Origin of the sequence: Actinomadura sp. 7K507 (assembly GCF_004348425.1) — a bacterium.
Classification (GTDB): Bacteria; Actinomycetota; Actinomycetes; order Streptosporangiales; family Streptosporangiaceae; genus Spirillospora.
The window spans coordinates 1-15,417 of sequence record NZ_SMKK01000226.1 but is presented as its reverse complement, the minus strand read 5'-3'; the positions used below and the strand labels follow the sequence as shown (position 1 = coordinate 15,417).

Here is a 15,417-nt window from a genome sequence, read left to right as displayed (position 1 = left end):
GACCTGATCGTGTCCCCGGACGACGAGGTCCACTTCCTCGAAGTCAACGTCGCCCCCGGCATGACCGAGACAAGCCTTTTTCCCCGAGCCATCAGCGGCGCCGGCCTCGACTTGGGCGAAGTCTGCCGAGACCTCCTCCTCTCCCACACCCCCTGAACCAACCGGCCACCGCCGTCCCGGTTTCACGTGAAACCCTCGCCCCCAACGGCTTACGCACCATCCAGTCGCGACAGATCCCCGCCCCCGGCACAAGCGATCAAGATAGAGCGCCACGCCAACCATGACGCTGCGCTGCCGCAGCAGCACACTGCTCGACGCGAGACGATCGACCCGCCAGACGCCGCACGGGGGAGACAGGGCGACGAGCCAGCCCGCCCCCAAGGCCACCGGCCCCCAGACGTTTCCCGTGAAACACCGCCTCCCCCTGGGCAACCAACCCGACGACCGCCCGCCGATCGCCCAATGCGCCTCCGCCCTACCCATCACCTCACGACAACCACGTCCGCATCCCAACCAACGCCCCGCAGCGGACAGCCAGACTGACGGCTGGACTAGCGTTACCGGCGCTCCCCTTGACGCGCAGAGTCGGGTACGGGCAAACGTGTAGAGGCAGTCGAACAGGCTCGGTTCCGGCCAGGGAGGGAACTGTGCGTCACCGTTCATGGTTCGCCGTTGAGGGATCGCTGGAGCCGATCGACTACGACGGGCCGTCGTTCTTCCGGTTTCCGAAGGCCGTCGCCGAACATGTCATCGAGCGCTACTCCGCACCCGGGGACTGGATCATCGACCCCTTCTGTGGTTTCGGCACCACTTTGGTAGTGGCCGAGCGCCTAGGCCGACATGCGGTCGGCTGCGATGTCGACGAGCAGCGCGCCGCCTTCAGCGCCGCACGCCTCAGTGATCCGGATCGGGTGGTGCACGGGCGCAGCGAGGAACTCACGGCGACGCCGTGGCCGCCGTTCGCCCTGATGTTCACCAGCCCTCCCTATGGCAGCTTCCGAACCGGCGAGCGAGCCGACGACACGGCGACCTATCTCGCCGACGCCCGTCGCCTGTTCACCGGTTTCGCCCGGCTGCTGGCCCCGGGCGCCACGGTCGCCGTGGAGGTCTCCCAGCTACGCGAGGGCAGCCGAACTCGTCCGCTGGTGTGGCAGCTCGGGGCCGTACTGAGCGAGATCTTCGTCCTGCGCGATGACCTGGTCCGCGTCAACACCAGCGGCGCAGAGGCCGGCCCGGGATACGACCACGCCCATGTCCTCGTCTATGACCACTACGGCGTTCCGAGCACGGCACCGTGACACCGGTCCACCGCGTCACATGACTCCTGTACGGCTACACGGACGCACCTCTGCGCATCGACCTGCACCACCGCCGAGCGTCCACACACACATCGGATCGGCAGGTCCACCCCGGGGAACCAGCGGCCCGACCCACGATCGCCGGTATACGCGGAACGGCCATGGCACGCTGCCACCGGACAGCGGGGCCTGTCGGCCGGTCATCGAAGTCGGCCTCTGATGGTGGGGCGATGTTTCACGGGAAACATGGGGGGACCCACATCCGGCGATCTCGACCGACGCATCGCGGCGGGCCCTCGCCTCGGCCGCCGTGCGAGGGGGCGGGGAGGTTCGTTCTGGCAGCTGTCACAGCGAAGCGCCCCGGTGGTTGGTTCCGGGCGCTGGTGGAGGTAGGGGATCAGGGTTCGCTGGTGTTGTCTTCGTCCGGAGCCATCGACTTGATGATGCGGTCCAGGTCCTCCAGGGTGGCGAACTCGACCACGATCTTGCCCTTGCTGCGGCCCATGTCGACGCGGACCTTGGTCTCGTACCGGTCGGAGAGTCGGTCGGCGAGTTCCTTGAGGCCGGGGGCGACGGGCTTCTTGCGGCGGCCCTGCCGCGGGGCCTTCGGTTCGTCGTCGACGTCGCGGAGCGCGATGAGCTCCTCGAGCGCGCGGACGGAGAGGCCTTCCTGGACGATGCGCTGCGCCAGGTGCTCCTGCGCCTCGGTGCTGTCGAGGGAGAGCAGGGCGCGGGCGTGCCCGGCGGACAGGACGCCCGCGGCAACGCGGCGCTGGACGGCGGGCGGCAGGTTCAGCAGCCGGAGCGTGTTCGTGATGTGCGGCCGCGATCGTCCGATGCGTCCGGCGAGCTGCTCGTGGGTGGCGCCGAAGTCCTGGAGCAGCTGCTGGTACGCGGCCGCCTCCTCCAGCGGGTTGAGCTGCTGGCGGTGGAGGTTCTCCATGAGGGCGTCACGGAGGAGGTCGTTGTCGCCCGTGTCGCGGACGATCGCCGGGATGACGTCCAACCCCGCCATCTGGGACGCGCGCCAGCGGCGCTCACCCATGATGAGCTCGTAGTCATGCTCGCCCGACGGGGTCCTGCGGACGACGATCGGCTGCAGGAGACCGACGATGCCGATCGACTCGGCGAGCTCCGCCAGGGCCTGCTCGTCGAAGTGCTCGCGCGGCTGACGCGGGTTGACGGTGATCGAGCTGAGGGGGAGTTCGGCGAAATGGGCGCCGGCAACCGGTTCGAGCGCCGGTTCGGAGCCCGCGGCGCCGTTGGACGGGACGGGGTCGCCCGGGAATCCCGGCTCGCCGACACCGTCCATCTCGCTGGACGCCGACGGGGGCGGGCTGGTGGGAATGAGGGCGCCGAGCCCCTTACCCAGGCCACGTCGCTGCTGGCTCACTGGACAGATCCTCCGTGGGCCATCTCCGAGGCGGCCTCGCTGTAGGCGAGGGCGCCGCTCGAACCGGGGTCGTAGGTCATGACGGACTGCCCGTAGCTCGGGGCCTCGGAGACCCGGACGCTGCGGGGGATCACGGTGTTGAGGACGACGTCGCCGAAGTGGTTGCGGACGTCCTCGGCGACCTGTGCGGCGAGGCGCGTCCGGGCGTCGTACATCGTGAGCAGGATCGTGGACACCCGCAGCTTCTGGTTGAGGTGCGCCTTGACGAGGTCGACGGTCCGGATGAGCTGCCCGAGGCCCTCCAGCGCGTAGTACTCGCACTGGATCGGGATGAGCAGTTCGTCCCCGCCGACGAGGGCGTTGACCGTGAGCAGGCCGAGCGACGGCGGGCAGTCGATCAGGACGTAGTCGAACTTGTCGGTGTCGTAGGCGTCGAGCGCCCGGCGCAGCCGCGACTCGCGGGCCACCTTGGAGACGAGTTCGATCTCGGCTCCGGCGAGGTTGAGCGTCGCGGGCGCGCAGAAGAGGTTGGGGATCTCCGCCGCCGGGACGACGATGTCGGCGAGCGCCGTGTCCTCGATCAGCACGTCGTAGATCGACGGGACCTCCGCATGGTGATCGACGCCGAGGGCCGTGGAAGCGTTGCCCTGGGGGTCGAGGTCCACCACGAGCACCTGCGCGCCGTGCATGGCGAGCGATGCGGCGATGTTCACCGAACTGGTGGTCTTGCCGACGCCGCCCTTCTGGTTGGCGATCGTGATGATGCGGCATCGGTCCGGCCGCGGCCACTCCCTGTCCCTGCGGCCGGGCATCGTCCTGACCGCTGCGGCCGATGTTTCATGTGAAACCTTGGCGTCCTTGAGCGCCTCGCGCACGAGTTCTGACTCCCCCTGAGATGGTGCCTTGCGCGGCCCCGGTGGCGGTGCGCCGCCGGTGTTCGTCGGTACGTAACCGACGTTCTCCGCAGTACCGGACGTCGTGGTGCCCCACAACGCGTGTCCGGAGGGCGCGGCTCCCGGAACGCTGCCCGGAGCCGCCTCCTCCCACGATCCGGTGAGGGACGCCGCCGGGGCATCGTCCTCGCCGGTTCCGTCCAGGCCGGACGGCTGTTCGTCGGGGGATTCGTCGGCGCGGTCAGGCCGGCCCAGCCCTGGTCCCGTGCTCATGAAGACCTCTTCCTCGACCCTTTGGCACGCCGGGGTGCGCGCTGTCGTCGCCCGACAACCTCGCCACGGCCGGCGACCACACGGACGAGCGTTGTCGGCGGATCGACCATACCTTGCCCGACTTGAAGCAGTTCCGTGGAACGGACTCCGAAGCGGTCCAGTACCGTTTTCGCCTCTTCGAGCTCGGCTGCGGCGCGCTCGCCCTTGAGGGCGAGCATCTCGCCTCCCGGGCGCAGCAGCGGTAGCGCCCATGTCGCGAGACGGGCGAGCGGTGCGACGGCTCGCGCGGTGGCCACGTCGACGGAGAACTCGCCGGCCACGTCCTCGGCCCGGCCCCTGCGCACCTCGACGTTCGGCAGGCCGAGCATCTCGACGCACTCGTCCAGGAACGTGGTGCGCCGCAGCAGCGGTTCCAGCAGGGTGACCCGCAGGTCGGGCCGGACGATCGCGAGGACGACCCCTGGGAGCCCCGCACCCGAGCCGACGTCCACGACCTGCGCGTCCTCCGGAATCACCTCGGCCACCACCGCGCAGTTGATCAGATGGCGTTCCCAAAGACGGTCGACCTCGCGCGGCCCGATGAGCCCGCGCTCGACCCCGGCCTGCGCGAGGAACGCCGCGTAGCGCTCCGCGAGCGGCAGCGCTTCACCGAATACCTCACGTGCAATCCCCACCAGACGAATCGTTCCACATAAACCAGCGGGGGCGTGCATGCGAAACGTCCGGGCGCCGGGTTGGCCGACCCTTGCGTTATGGCGAGAACCACATGACCCTCCGCATAATCGAGGCCCATCGGGTAGGGGCGCAGTGTCGCCCAACCCCCGGAAGGAGGCTCCGACAGATGGGAATCGGAGTCAGCCTCGCGTTCATCACCATCGGCGCGATCCTCGCGTTCGCGCTCCAAGTCGACCTCAGCGGCATCAACATCACCCTGGTCGGCTGGATCCTGATCCTGGTGGGGCTCATCAGCCTGGGATTCACCCTCAAGTACACGCGTCCGCGGCGGCGGGCCGGCCGTGTCGTCGGCGCGGATCCCGCCTACGGGGACGAGCCGGGGACCGTGGTCCACGAGGAGCACGTCATCGAGGACCCGCCGCCCGCCGGCCGTCCAGGTCAGCGAGTCGAACGCGTGATCGAGCACCCGGCGGACGAGGTGCCGCAGGGGCACGTCGCCCAGGACCCCGCCTACGCGCAGGACCCGGCATACGCCCAGGACCCGGCCGAGGAGAACGCGGCCGTCATCGACGCCGCCGGACGGCCCGTCCGGCAGCGCCGCCGGTGGCGCCGCGCCGCCAGGAGATGACCTCGGTCGTCAGATACCGCCCGGTGTGCTTGGGCGGCGGTGCACACCGGGCTACGGGGCCCCGCGCCGGGCAGGGCGCGGGGCCCTCCCTGCCCAGATGCGAACGGCCCCGGTGCGTGGGCACCGGGGCCGTTCGGGTCTGGTTCGTCGGTCGAGGCCGACCGTCGGACGGTCGGCCTCGGCGTGTCAGGCGGGGTAGACGACCACGTAGCGGTCGGGTTCTTCGCCTTCGGACTCGCTGCGCAGGCCCGCGGCGGCGACCGCGTCGTGGACGATCTTGCGTTCGAACGGGGTCATCGGCGCGAGCGGCTTCGATTCGCCGGCCTGCTTGACCTCGTCCGCGACGTCGGTGCCCAGCTTGGTCAGTTCGGCGCGGCGGCGCTCGCGGTAGCCGCCGACGTCGAGCATGAGGCGGGTGCGGTTGCCGGTCTGCCGGTGGACGGCGAGGCGGGTCAGCTCCTGCAGCGCCTCCAGGACCTCGCCGCGCTTGCCGACCAGCTCGTCCAGGTCGGCGCCGACGACGGCGACCATCGCGCGCTCGCCCTCGACGTCCATGTCGATGTCGCCGTCATAGTCACCGATGTCCAGGAGGCCCTCGATGTAGTCGGCGGCGATCTCGCCTTCCTGCTCGAGCGCCTGGACGTCGACCTCGGTGGTGTCGGTCTGGGTCAACGGGGTCTCCTTCTCCGGCACGTGCTCGGGGATCAAACTAGCGCTTCTGGGTGCCGCTGCGCTTGCTGCGCGACTTGCGGGTCGGCTGATTGCGGACGACCTTCGGCTTCTCGTCCTCGTCTTCGGGGACGGTGTCCGCCTCCTCCTTCTTCAGCTTCGCCTTGCCGGACGGGGACTGGCCGTTCTTCGACCCGGCGGTCTTGGCGCCCGCCTTCGTGCCCGGCTTGGCACCAGTCTTGGTTCCGGTCTTGGAGCCCGACTTGGTTCCGGTCTTCGTGCCCGCCTTCGTCCCGGTCTTGGCGCCCGACTTGCCGCCGGACTTGGTGCCGGTCGGCGGCGTGTCGTCGTCCGTGTTGGGCGGCGGGTACCTCTTGAAGATGTAGTGCTGCTGCGCCAGCGTCCAGCTGTTGGACGTGACCCAGTACATGAGGACGCCGAGCGGGAAGCCGAGACCGAACAGGCCGAACAGCGGCGCCATGAAGACCATCATCTTCTGCGCCTGCATCATCGGGTTGTTCTCGTCGGTGACGGGCTGGCGCTTCATGCTCGCCCGGACGGTGAAGAACGTCGTGACCGAGCTGATCACCACGGCGACGGCGGTGATGACGATGGCGGTCCAGCTCTTGGGGTCCGAACCCCAGGCGTTGAGGAAGGTGTCCGGGATGTGGGCACCGAAGATGCTGGCGTGCTGCGCGCTCGCCACCAGGTCCGCCGAGACGGCGAAGACGCTCTCGCCAGGGTCGGCGTCGGAGATCTTCTGCAGCGTCTGGAACAACCCGATGAAGATCGGCATCTGCACCAGGAGGGGCAGGCAGCCCGACAGCGGGTTGGCGCCGTTCTCCTGGTAGAGCTTCATGACCTCCTGGTTCATGCGCTGCTTGTCGTTCTTGTACTTCTTGCGCAGCGCCTGGACCTTGGGGTTCAGCTCCTGCATCTTCCGCGAAGCGTGGATCTGCTTCACGAACAGGGGAACGAGGAGGACCCGCAGCAGGACCGTCAGGAGAATGATCGAGCCGCCCCAGGCCCATCCACTGTCTTGGGGGACGACGGTGCTCAGCCCCGTGTGAATCCACACGATGAGCTGAGAGACGATCTCATACAACCAATCAAGCACCGGGCAGCTCCTTGGACTCTGCTAGGGCGGGGCCGCTCTCCTCGCGGCGGGAGTTCGGAGAAGCCGCCGTGGATCGCCTGTGGGGGGACGACTCCCCAGACCCTTCGTATGGGGTCGATCGTTCCTGGGGGACATGTCCCCCGGGTTCCCCGGAGTAAGGCGTCTCGGACGACTTCTTCGGCGGCACAGGGTCGTACCCCCCGGGGTGGAAGGGGTGGCACCGCGCGATCCGGCGGATCGTCAGCCACGTGCCGCGCGGCGCCCCGTGCGTCTGGAGCGACTCCAGGCCGTAGGCGCTGCAGCTGGGCTGAAATCTGCACTGCTGCCCGAGCAGGGGACTCAAGAAGCGGCGGTAGGCGCGGACGAGAAGGATCAGCAGGGTCGCGACGGGGCCCGGGGACCCCGGGTTTTGCGAGGGGAGCACCGTCCCCTGCCGACTCCTCATCTTCGCCCCTTGGACGCGGGCCGCAGCAGCCGGTCGAGCGCCGACTCCAGATCCGCGGCCACTTCATCAGGGCGCGCCGTCCCCGCCCGGGGGTTGGCGCGCACTACGAGCAGGCTACCCGCTGCGAGGCGGTCGAGGTGCGGGCGCATCAGGTGCCGGAGCCGCCGTCGTACGGAGTTGCGGACGACGGCATTGCCGACGGTGCGCGCCACGATGAACCCGACCAGCGGCGGGCCGGCGGGAGCGGGGGTCTCTTCCGGGTGAAGCAGGTGAACGACGACATTTGGCCGTCCAGCGCGGCGACCGCGCCGGACGGCCAACGTGAAGTCGTCCCGCCGCCGCATCCGGTTTCCGGACGGCAGCACAATGAAGTGGTGGTCAGACCGCGATGCGGGAGCGGCCCTTGCCGCGCCGGTTGGTCAGGATCGCCCGGCCGGCGCGAGTGCGCATGCGCAGCCGGAAGCCGTGCTTCTTGTGGCGACGACGGTTGTTCGGCTGGAAAGTACGCTTGCTCACTTGAGGCTCCAGGGCTGCGGTCGGTTCGTTCTCGGAAGGCGCGATGTCTCGCATCGAGGGCCGCGTCCGGTCCCCCGCAGCGGGGGCCCACCCGTGCTTGCCTGAGGGGGCTGCCGGCGGGCACGCGTCATCTCCGTCGATGCGACTCGACCTCAGCACGTTACGGGCAACCCGGGTACCGGGTCAAACGCGGGGGACGGCCGAGGGCGGGGATGAGGCCGGGGAGAAGGTGTGTTGCGGGTGTGGCCCGCAACGGTTAGGGTCGTCCGGCGAGCCGACGCCCCTCCGACGAATTCGACGATCTGATGTCGGTGTTCTGCTCCACACATCCCCCGTTCGAGAACCGCCCCGCACCGGCCCTCAGCAGGCCGGCAGTTTCCCGATCTCTTTCGCCGGACCCGCGGCACGGTTTTGCACAGGCACCCCATGCCTATACACAGCATGTGGACAACTCTGTGGACAACTCGTGAGAGAGTGAGGCTTCCGCGTCGCGGCCGTGCCCTGTGAGGCTGATCGCAACTCGTGGGAAAGCCGGGCAGTCAGGTACTCCGTCGAACGGAGGGGGAGGGGACCTTGCGCATGGACGGTCAGGATCTCGGATCGGTCTGGGCCCGCACCCTCACGGCGTTGTCAGAGAGCGATCTGTCTCCGAGTTACCGTGCATGGCTGCCGATGGTCCGCCCGCTGGCGCTGGTGGAGGGGACGGCTCTGCTCGCGGCCCCGAACGAGTTCGCCAAGGACGCGCTGGAGACCCGGCTGCGCAACCTCATCACGCAGGCGCTGTCGCGTGAGCTGGGCCGGGAGATCCGGGTCGCGGTGACCGTCCAGCCGGAGCCGCCCATCACGCCCGGCGCCGGACCTGGGCCTGGACCGGGCCCCGGGCAGGCTTCGCGGCCGGGGGCCGGCGAGCCCCTTTCCGCGCCGATCCCCGGGCCAGGGGCCGGACTCGGGATGCACGAACCCACACCTTCTTATGGCGACCACTACGGTGACCGCCCACAGGACGACCGTGACCGGGATCGGCCCTATACCGATCAGGGTTACGGGGAGCAGCAGTACGGGGATCCGCCCTACAGCGACCCTTCCTACGGCGATCCCTCCTACAGCGATCCGTCCTACGGGGAGCGGTCGGATCGTCCGTATCCGGAGCAGTCGTTCGGCGACCAGGGGTACCGGCCTAAGCCGGGAGTTACCCACAGCCCCGGGCCACCCGGGGGAGGTTATCCACAGCCTCAGGACGAGGACCGTGGCCCCTATCCACCGGCTCCCCGCTCGCCCGCTTATGGGGCGGGTCCAGGTGGACGAGGCCCGGCCCCGCACGCAGGACGCGGCCCGCAGAGCTACCCCGGTTACGGGGGCCAGGACGAGGGTTTCCGTGGAGAGGCCCCCGGTCGGCCCCCGCATTCGCATCTGAACGACCGCACGCTGGGCCCGCAGCGTCAGGGCGGCGGCCGCACCGAGCAGCAGGGCCACGAATCCCAGCACGGTGGGAACGAGCCACAGCTCGGACGCCCGGAGGACACGTTCCAAGCTGGAGACCCGTCGTTCGCCAAGGGCGAGCAGCAGTACGCAGGGGCGGACCAGTACGGCGGCGGTCCCGAGCAATACGGCGGCGGCGAGCAGCAGCAGCAGTACCGCGGTGAGGAGCCCTACCGCGGCGATGGCCCCTTCCGGGACGACGAAGGCTCCGAATCACGGAAGCCCGCCCCGGTGCCGGGAGGCGCCGGCGGAGGGACGGGGTCCGGCGCGTCCGAGCACGCTCGGCTGAACCCCAAGTACACGTTCGAGACGTTCGTCATCGGGTCGTCGAACAGGTTCGCGCACGCGGCCGCCGTGGCGGTGGCCGAGCAGCCGGCCAAGGCGTACAACCCGCTGTTCGTCTACGGCGACTCGGGCCTCGGCAAGACGCACCTTCTCCACGCGATCGGGCATTACGCGCAGAGCCTCTTCAATGGGGCACGCGTCCGCTACGTGAGTTCCGAGGAATTCACGAACGACTTCATCAACTCGATCCGTGACGGAAAGGCCGACGGGTTCCGCCGCCGCTACCGGGATGTGGACATCCTCCTCGTCGACGACATCCAGTTCCTTGAGGGCAAGGAGCAGACGCAGGAGGAGTTCTTCCACACCTTCAACACGCTGCACAACGCCAGCAAGCAGATCGTGATCTCCAGTGATCGTCCGCCCAAGGAACTGGTGACGCTGGAGGACCGGCTGCGCAACCGGTTCGAGTGGGGGCTGACGACGGACGTCCAGCCGCCCGAACTCGAGACGCGGATCGCGATCCTGCAGAAGAAGGCGCGCCAGGAGGGCCTGGCCGCGCCGCCCGACGTGCTGGAGTTCATCGCCTCGCAGATCGCGACGAACATCCGCGAGCTGGAGGGCGCGCTGATCCGGGTGACGGCGTTCGCGAGCCTGAACCGGCAGTCGGTGGACATGAAGCTCGCCGAGATCGTCCTGAAGGACCTCATCCCCAACGACTCCGGTCCCGAGATCACCGCTGCGATGATCATGGCGCAGACGGTGGAGTACTTCGGGACGACGATCGAGGACCTGTGCGGGCCGTCGCGTTCGCGGATGCTCGTCACCGCCCGGCAGATCGCGATGTACCTGTGCCGGGAGCTGACGGAACTGTCCCTCCCCAAGATCGGGCAGCAGTTCGGGGGCCGCGACCACACGACGGTCATGCACGCCGAACGCAAGATCCGGTCGCTGATGGCCGAGCGCCGTGCCATATACAACCAGGTCACGGAGCTGACCGGACGTATCAAGCACCAGGCCCGCAAGCGCTGACGGGCCCCGGCGTACACACTGTGGACAGACCCGCGCGACCCATGTGGACAGGGCTCGATCGTTCCGTCCACACCCTGCCCGGCCCACGAAACCGGCAAAAGACGCGCATCCCCCGAGAACCGAAGTCGCTACTCACAAGTTGTGGAAAACTCTGGGGATTTTCGTGGATAACCCGGTGGGCAACCCCTGGAGAACCTGAGGATGAACAGTGGACGGGATGTGGACCGCTGTGCACCGGCACCCGGCTTCCTGGGGACAACCGGTGGAAGACTTGGGGACGCGCTTGGGGACGGCTCGGTCGACCACACGTCCCCTGTACACAGGCCGGCGAAACCCTAGGCATACCCGTGGAGAACTCGTGGAAAACCGGGGGATGACATGAGGACGACGTGTGGGGATGTTTTCGCCGTCCCCAGGCGCCGCCGCGCCGTCCACTCCCGATGCACAGCACCGGTGGACAGAGAAACGCACTCTCACCTGCGAAGACGTGCTCTGTCCACGGTGTCCACAGCCCCTATTACTGGTACTGCACTACTTCTCTATCCAAGGAAAGATCCATCTCAAGTCAGGGCCTGGGGACAACCTGCCCCGAGCGCCCGGACCGAGCCCGGATCACCTCACCGTTGTCCGACACCTGCAGGAGGCGGGTCCACTTGAAATTCCGCATCGACAGAGACGCCCTCGCCGACGCCGTCGCCTGGACCGCACGCACGCTTCCGGTCCGGCCCCCGGTACCGGTCCTCGCGGGCATGCACATCGTCGCCGGGGGCGAGGAGAACAGCGACAGGCTGAAGCTGTCCGCGTTCGACTACGAGGTCTCCGCCCAGGTGTCCACGGAGATTGACGTAGAGGAGGCCGGGACGGCACTGGTGTCCGGCCGCCTCCTCGCAGAGATCTCGCGCAGCCTTCCTCCCCACCCTGTGGAGGTGACGACAGATGGCGCGAAGGTGATGCTCCGCTGTGGCAGCGCGAAGTTCACACTCCTCACCATGCCTGTGGAGGACTACCCCACCCTTCCGGAGATGCCGCCGGCCGCGGGGTCCGTGGGCAGTGACGAGTTCGCAGCGGCCGTCTCCCAGGTCGCGATCGCCGCAGGCAAGGACGACACGATCCCGATGCTGACCGGCGTCCGTGTGGAGATCGAGGGCGAGACCGTCACGCTGGCGTCGACGGACCGCTACAGGCTGGCCGTCCGCGAGATGCACTGGAAGCCGGAGCGTCCCGACTTCTCCGCCGTCGCGCTCGTCCCCGCCAAGACGCTCGCCGACACCGCCAAGTCGCTGACGGCGGGCGCCGAGGTGTCGATCGCGCTCGGCGGGACCGGCGGCACCGGCGAAGGCATGATCGGTTTCGAGGGCGGCGGCCGCCGGACCACGTCCCGCCTCCTGGACGGCGACTTCGTCAAGTACCGGTCGCTGCTGCCGAGCGAGTACGCGGGCCTCGCCGAGATCCCGACCGCGCCGTTCATCGAGGCGGTCAAGCGCGTGTCCCTGGTCGCTGAGCGCAACACCCCTGTGCGGTGCTCGTTCAGCCAGGGCGAGGTCGTCCTGGAGGCCGGGACGGGGGACGAGGCTCAGGCCGTGGAGGCCCTGGAGGCGTCCCTCGAAGGCGAGGACATCGACATCGCCTTCAACCCCGCGTTCCTCCTCGACGGGCTCTCTGCGATCGGCTCGGACGTCGCCCGGCTGTCCTTCACCACGCCGACGAAGCCGGCCGTCCTCACGGGCAAGCCGCCGCAGGACGGCGAGAACCCGAACTACCGCTACCTGATCATGCCTGTCCGGCTGTCCGGGTAGGGGAGCGCGATCCGCGCGCCGTCCGGGTAAGGCACGCTGTCCGGGTAAGAGCAATGAGCCACGCGCGTGGGACCGGCGCGTGCGGTCGTGTACGCGTGCGGTCGGGCACAGGGGAGAGTGAGCTTCATGGAGCTTGGGATCATCGGCCTGGGCAAGATGGGCGGCAACATGGCCGAGCGGTTGCGCCGGGGAGGCCACACGGTCATCGGCTATGACCGCGACCCGGGCATCAGCGACGTCGGCTCCGTCGAGGAGCTGGTCGAGCGGCTGTCTCCGCCGCGCGCCGTGTGGGTGATGGTGCCCGCCGGCCAGGCGACCGAGGACACTATCCACAGCCTGGGGGAAATCCTCCAGCCCGGCGATCTGGTCGTCGACGGCGGTAATTCACACTATGTGGACGACCAGAAGCACGACGAGGAGCTGTCCGCCAAGGGCATCGGGTTCGTGGACTGCGGCGTGAGCGGCGGCGTGTGGGGGCTGGAGAACGGCTACGCGCTCATGGTCGGCGGCACCGACGAGAACGTGAAGCGCCTGATGCCGGTCTTCGAGACGCTCAAGCCGCCCGGCGAGTTCGGCTTCGTCCACTCCGGCAAGGCCGGTGCCGGGCACTTCGTGAAGATGGTCCACAACGGCATCGAGTACGCGATGATGCAGGCGTTCGGTGAGGGCTTCGAGCTGATCGAGGCCAGCGACCTCGTGACCAAGGTGCCGGAGACGTTCCTGAGCTGGCAGGAGGGCACGGTCATCCGGTCCTGGCTGCTGGACCTGCTCAACCGGGCCTTGGCCGAGGATCCCGAACTGGACGACCTCCGCGGCTACGCCAACGACTCCGGCGAGGGCCGCTGGACGGTCCAGGCCGCGGTCGAGCACGCGGTCCCCCTGCCCGCCATCAGCGCGTCCCTGTTCGCGCGGTTCGCGTCCCGCCAGGACGAGTCGCCCGCGATGCGGGTCGTCGCCGCCCTCCGCAAGCAGTTCGGCGGCCACGCGGTCGAGGCCGCGGGCGGCGACGGCGACTCCCCCGGCGCCGACGTGAACCCGCCCGCCGTCTGACCCGGGCAGGTCGCCGAGAGTTATCCACAATTCCGGTTCCCCTTCCGGGACGGCACCGGCCTCCCCGATTCTTGTGAGCGGGTCAGCCGCAAGCAGGCGGGAGGCTGTGGATGTGGGTGGACGCGGGGGTGTGCGCTGTGCGGGTGCTGGAGGCTCTACGCTCGTTGATCGTGCACGTCGCCCACCTTTCGCTCCAGGACTTCCGCTCGTACCCGGCCGCCGAGGTCGGGCTCGAGCCCGGGGTCACCGCGTTCGTGGGCCCGAACGGGCAGGGGAAGACGAACCTGGTCGAGGCCATCGCATACGTCGCCTCGCACGGAAGCCACAGGGCGGCGACGGACGCCCCGCTGGTCCGGCACGGCGCGCCGCGCGCGATCGTGCGGGCCGGGGTGGTGAAGGACGACCGCAAGGCGCTGATCGAGCTGGAGATCAACCCGGGGAAGGCGAACCGGGCGCGGCTCAACCGGTCCCCCGTCCCCAGGCCGCGCGAGATCCTGGGGATGCTGCGGACGGTCCTGTTCGCCCCGGAGGACCTCTCGCTGGTGAAGGGCGACCCGGGGGAGCGGCGGCGGTTCATGGACGAGCTGCTGACCGCGCGGGCTCCGCGCTTCGCGGGGGTGCGGTCCGACTATGACCGCGTCCTCAAGCAGCGCAACGCGCTGCTGAAGTCGGCGGCCGCGCACAGGCGCTCCCCCGGGCCGGAGGTGCTCGCGACGCTGGACGTGTGGGATTCCCACCTGGCACGTACCGGGTCGGAGCTCCTGGCGGCACGGCTGGACCTGGTCGCCGCGCTCCATCCCCTCGTCGTCCGCGCCTACGCGGCGCTCGCGCCGGCCAGTGACGCCGCCGACCTGCACTACAAGAGTTCGCTGGGGGACGTGGAGTTGTCCACAGACCGTGGACAACTCGCCGAGCAACTGCTGGCGGCGGTGGGAGAGTCACGCAAGCAGGAGCTCGAACGCGGAGTGAGCCTTGTCGGGCCGCACCGTGACGAGCTCGTCCTGCGGCTGGGGGAGCTGCCGGCGCGCGGCTACGCCAGCCACGGTGAGTCGTGGTCGCTGGCGCTGGGTCTGCGGCTGGCCGCGTTCGACCTGCTGCGGGCGGACGGCGACGACCCGGTCCTGATCCTCGACGACGTGTTCGCCGAACTGGACACCGGCCGCCGCAGCCGGCTGGCCGAGATGGTCGCCCAGGCCGAGCAGGTCCTCGTCACGGCGGCCGTCCCCGCCGATGTACCGGCCGAACTGACGGGGGGTTCGTATACCGTCTCCGACGGCCAGGTAGTCCGAGACTGAAGGGGCGAGCGCGTGAACGATGATCCACAGGATGTGCACAACTCCCCCGACCCGGCACCAACCTCACGTCCGGACGACACCCGATCCACCGGCTCCGCGCACGGTCCCGCTGACGAGGTCGAGAACGGGACGCAGGCCAAGTCGGGGATCGAGCTGGCGCGCGAGGCCCTCGCCCAGGCGAAGGCGGACGCCCTGAAACGCGGCACGCTCCCCGGGCAGAACGGCAAGCGCAAGAACGCCGGACGGGTCGTCCGGGTCAGGGACCCCGGACGGGGCGGCGACCCCAAGCTGTTCGGCGCGGCGATCCGCGATCTGCTCGCGAACCGCGGCTGGGAGCAGCGGGCGGCGGTCGGCGGCGTGTTCGGCAACTGGGCCGGCATCGTCGGCGCCGAACTGGCCGAGCACACCCGCCCGGAGCACTTCGAGGACGGCGAGCTGACCGTCACCGCCGACTCGACCACCTGGGCGACGCAACTGCGCCTGCTGTCGTCCACCCTCGTCCGGCGACTGAACGAGGAACTGGGCCACGGCACCGTCCGCCGCGTAAAGGTCGTGGGCCCCTCCTCAGGCCCCCGC

14 protein-coding genes and 2 pseudogenes are annotated in these 15,417 nt (G+C 69.3%); 8 read left to right on the top strand and 8 right to left on the bottom strand.

The features are described from left to right. Positions 1-156, top strand: a pseudogene (locus E1285_RS35775) (D-alanine--D-alanine ligase); the annotation flags it as partial. 491 nt (positions 157-647) lie between these two features. Next, positions 648-1,298 carry a DNA methyltransferase gene (locus tag E1285_RS35770; RefSeq protein WP_165966900.1) on the top strand — a complete coding sequence of 217 codons (651 nt, stop codon included), beginning with the start codon at positions 648-650 and terminating at the stop codon, positions 1,296-1,298. A 397-nt stretch (positions 1,299-1,695) separates the two neighbouring features. Here the strand turns inward: E1285_RS35770 and E1285_RS35765 are convergent, their stop codons facing one another. The 3 genes from E1285_RS35765 to rsmG all read right to left on the bottom strand — a co-directional run bounded on the left by E1285_RS35765 (position 1,696) and on the right by rsmG (position 4,570). Beyond that, on the bottom strand, positions 1,696-2,691 hold the full coding sequence (locus tag E1285_RS35765) for a ParB/RepB/Spo0J family partition protein (protein WP_132159019.1): 996 nt from the start codon (positions 2,689-2,691) through the stop codon (positions 1,696-1,698). Further along, complete coding sequence (locus tag E1285_RS35760; RefSeq protein WP_132159022.1) at positions 2,688-3,503, bottom strand: ParA family protein; 816 nt, start codon at positions 3,501-3,503, stop codon at positions 2,688-2,690. Before E1285_RS35760 ends, E1285_RS35765 begins: the two co-directional genes overlap by 4 nt. 350 nt (positions 3,504-3,853) lie before the next feature. Beyond that, positions 3,854-4,570, bottom strand: coding sequence for a 16S rRNA (guanine(527)-N(7))-methyltransferase RsmG (rsmG, locus tag E1285_RS35755; RefSeq protein WP_165966899.1), 717 nt, complete (start codon positions 4,568-4,570; stop codon positions 3,854-3,856). Between the two features lie 128 nt (positions 4,571-4,698). Here rsmG and E1285_RS35750 point away from each other — a divergent pair, with 128 nt between their 5' ends. Beyond that, positions 4,699-5,160 (top strand): DUF6458 family protein, encoded by a 462-nt coding sequence (locus E1285_RS35750; protein ID WP_132159017.1) that lies wholly within the window; start codon positions 4,699-4,701, stop codon positions 5,158-5,160. A gap of 186 nt (positions 5,161-5,346) precedes the next feature. Here E1285_RS35750 and E1285_RS35745 read toward each other — a convergent pair whose 3' ends face one another. From E1285_RS35745 to rpmH, 5 genes and pseudogenes are all read right to left on the bottom strand, one after another. Continuing rightward, complete coding sequence (locus E1285_RS35745; RefSeq protein WP_132159016.1) at positions 5,347-5,832, bottom strand: R3H domain-containing nucleic acid-binding protein; 486 nt, start codon at positions 5,830-5,832, stop codon at positions 5,347-5,349. 37 nt (positions 5,833-5,869) lie between these two features. Then, on the bottom strand, positions 5,870-6,946 hold the full coding sequence (gene yidC / locus E1285_RS35740) for a membrane protein insertase YidC (RefSeq protein ID WP_132159015.1): 1,077 nt from the start codon (positions 6,944-6,946) through the stop codon (positions 5,870-5,872). A gap of 169 nt (positions 6,947-7,115) precedes the next feature. Then, a pseudogene (gene yidD / locus E1285_RS47800) lies at positions 7,116-7,391 on the bottom strand (membrane protein insertion efficiency factor YidD); the annotation flags it as partial. Then, a complete protein-coding gene (gene rnpA / locus E1285_RS35730) occupies positions 7,388-7,756 on the bottom strand; it encodes a ribonuclease P protein component (RefSeq protein WP_132159013.1) in 369 nt (122 codons plus the stop codon). The gene rnpA and the pseudogene yidD, both read right to left, overlap by 4 nt. Positions 7,757-7,769: 13 nt before the next feature. Next, positions 7,770-7,907 (bottom strand): 50S ribosomal protein L34, encoded by a 138-nt coding sequence (rpmH, locus tag E1285_RS35725; RefSeq protein ID WP_132159012.1) that lies wholly within the window; start codon positions 7,905-7,907, stop codon positions 7,770-7,772. 579 nt (positions 7,908-8,486) lie between these two features. Here rpmH and dnaA point away from each other — a divergent pair. The 5 genes from dnaA to E1285_RS35700 all read left to right on the top strand — a co-directional run. After that, positions 8,487-10,700, top strand: a complete 2,214-nt coding sequence (gene dnaA, locus E1285_RS35720) for a chromosomal replication initiator protein DnaA (RefSeq protein ID WP_132159011.1) — start codon at positions 8,487-8,489, stop codon at positions 10,698-10,700. A 653-nt stretch (positions 10,701-11,353) separates the two neighbouring features. Then, positions 11,354-12,496 carry a DNA polymerase III subunit beta gene (gene dnaN / locus E1285_RS35715; protein ID WP_132159010.1) on the top strand — a complete coding sequence of 381 codons (1,143 nt, stop codon included), beginning with the start codon at positions 11,354-11,356 and terminating at the stop codon, positions 12,494-12,496. Between the two features lie 126 nt (positions 12,497-12,622). Beyond that, positions 12,623-13,546: a phosphogluconate dehydrogenase (NAD(+)-dependent, decarboxylating) gene (gene gnd, locus E1285_RS35710; RefSeq protein ID WP_132159009.1), complete on the top strand. Its 924-nt coding sequence runs from the start codon at positions 12,623-12,625 to the stop codon at positions 13,544-13,546. 170 nt (positions 13,547-13,716) lie between these two features. Further along, complete coding sequence (gene recF, locus E1285_RS35705) at positions 13,717-14,841, top strand: DNA replication/repair protein RecF (protein ID WP_132159021.1); 1,125 nt, start codon at positions 13,717-13,719, stop codon at positions 14,839-14,841. A gap of 12 nt (positions 14,842-14,853) precedes the next feature. Then, on the top strand, positions 14,854-15,417 hold a 564-nt coding region (locus E1285_RS35700), incomplete at its 3' end, for a DciA family protein (RefSeq protein ID WP_132159008.1).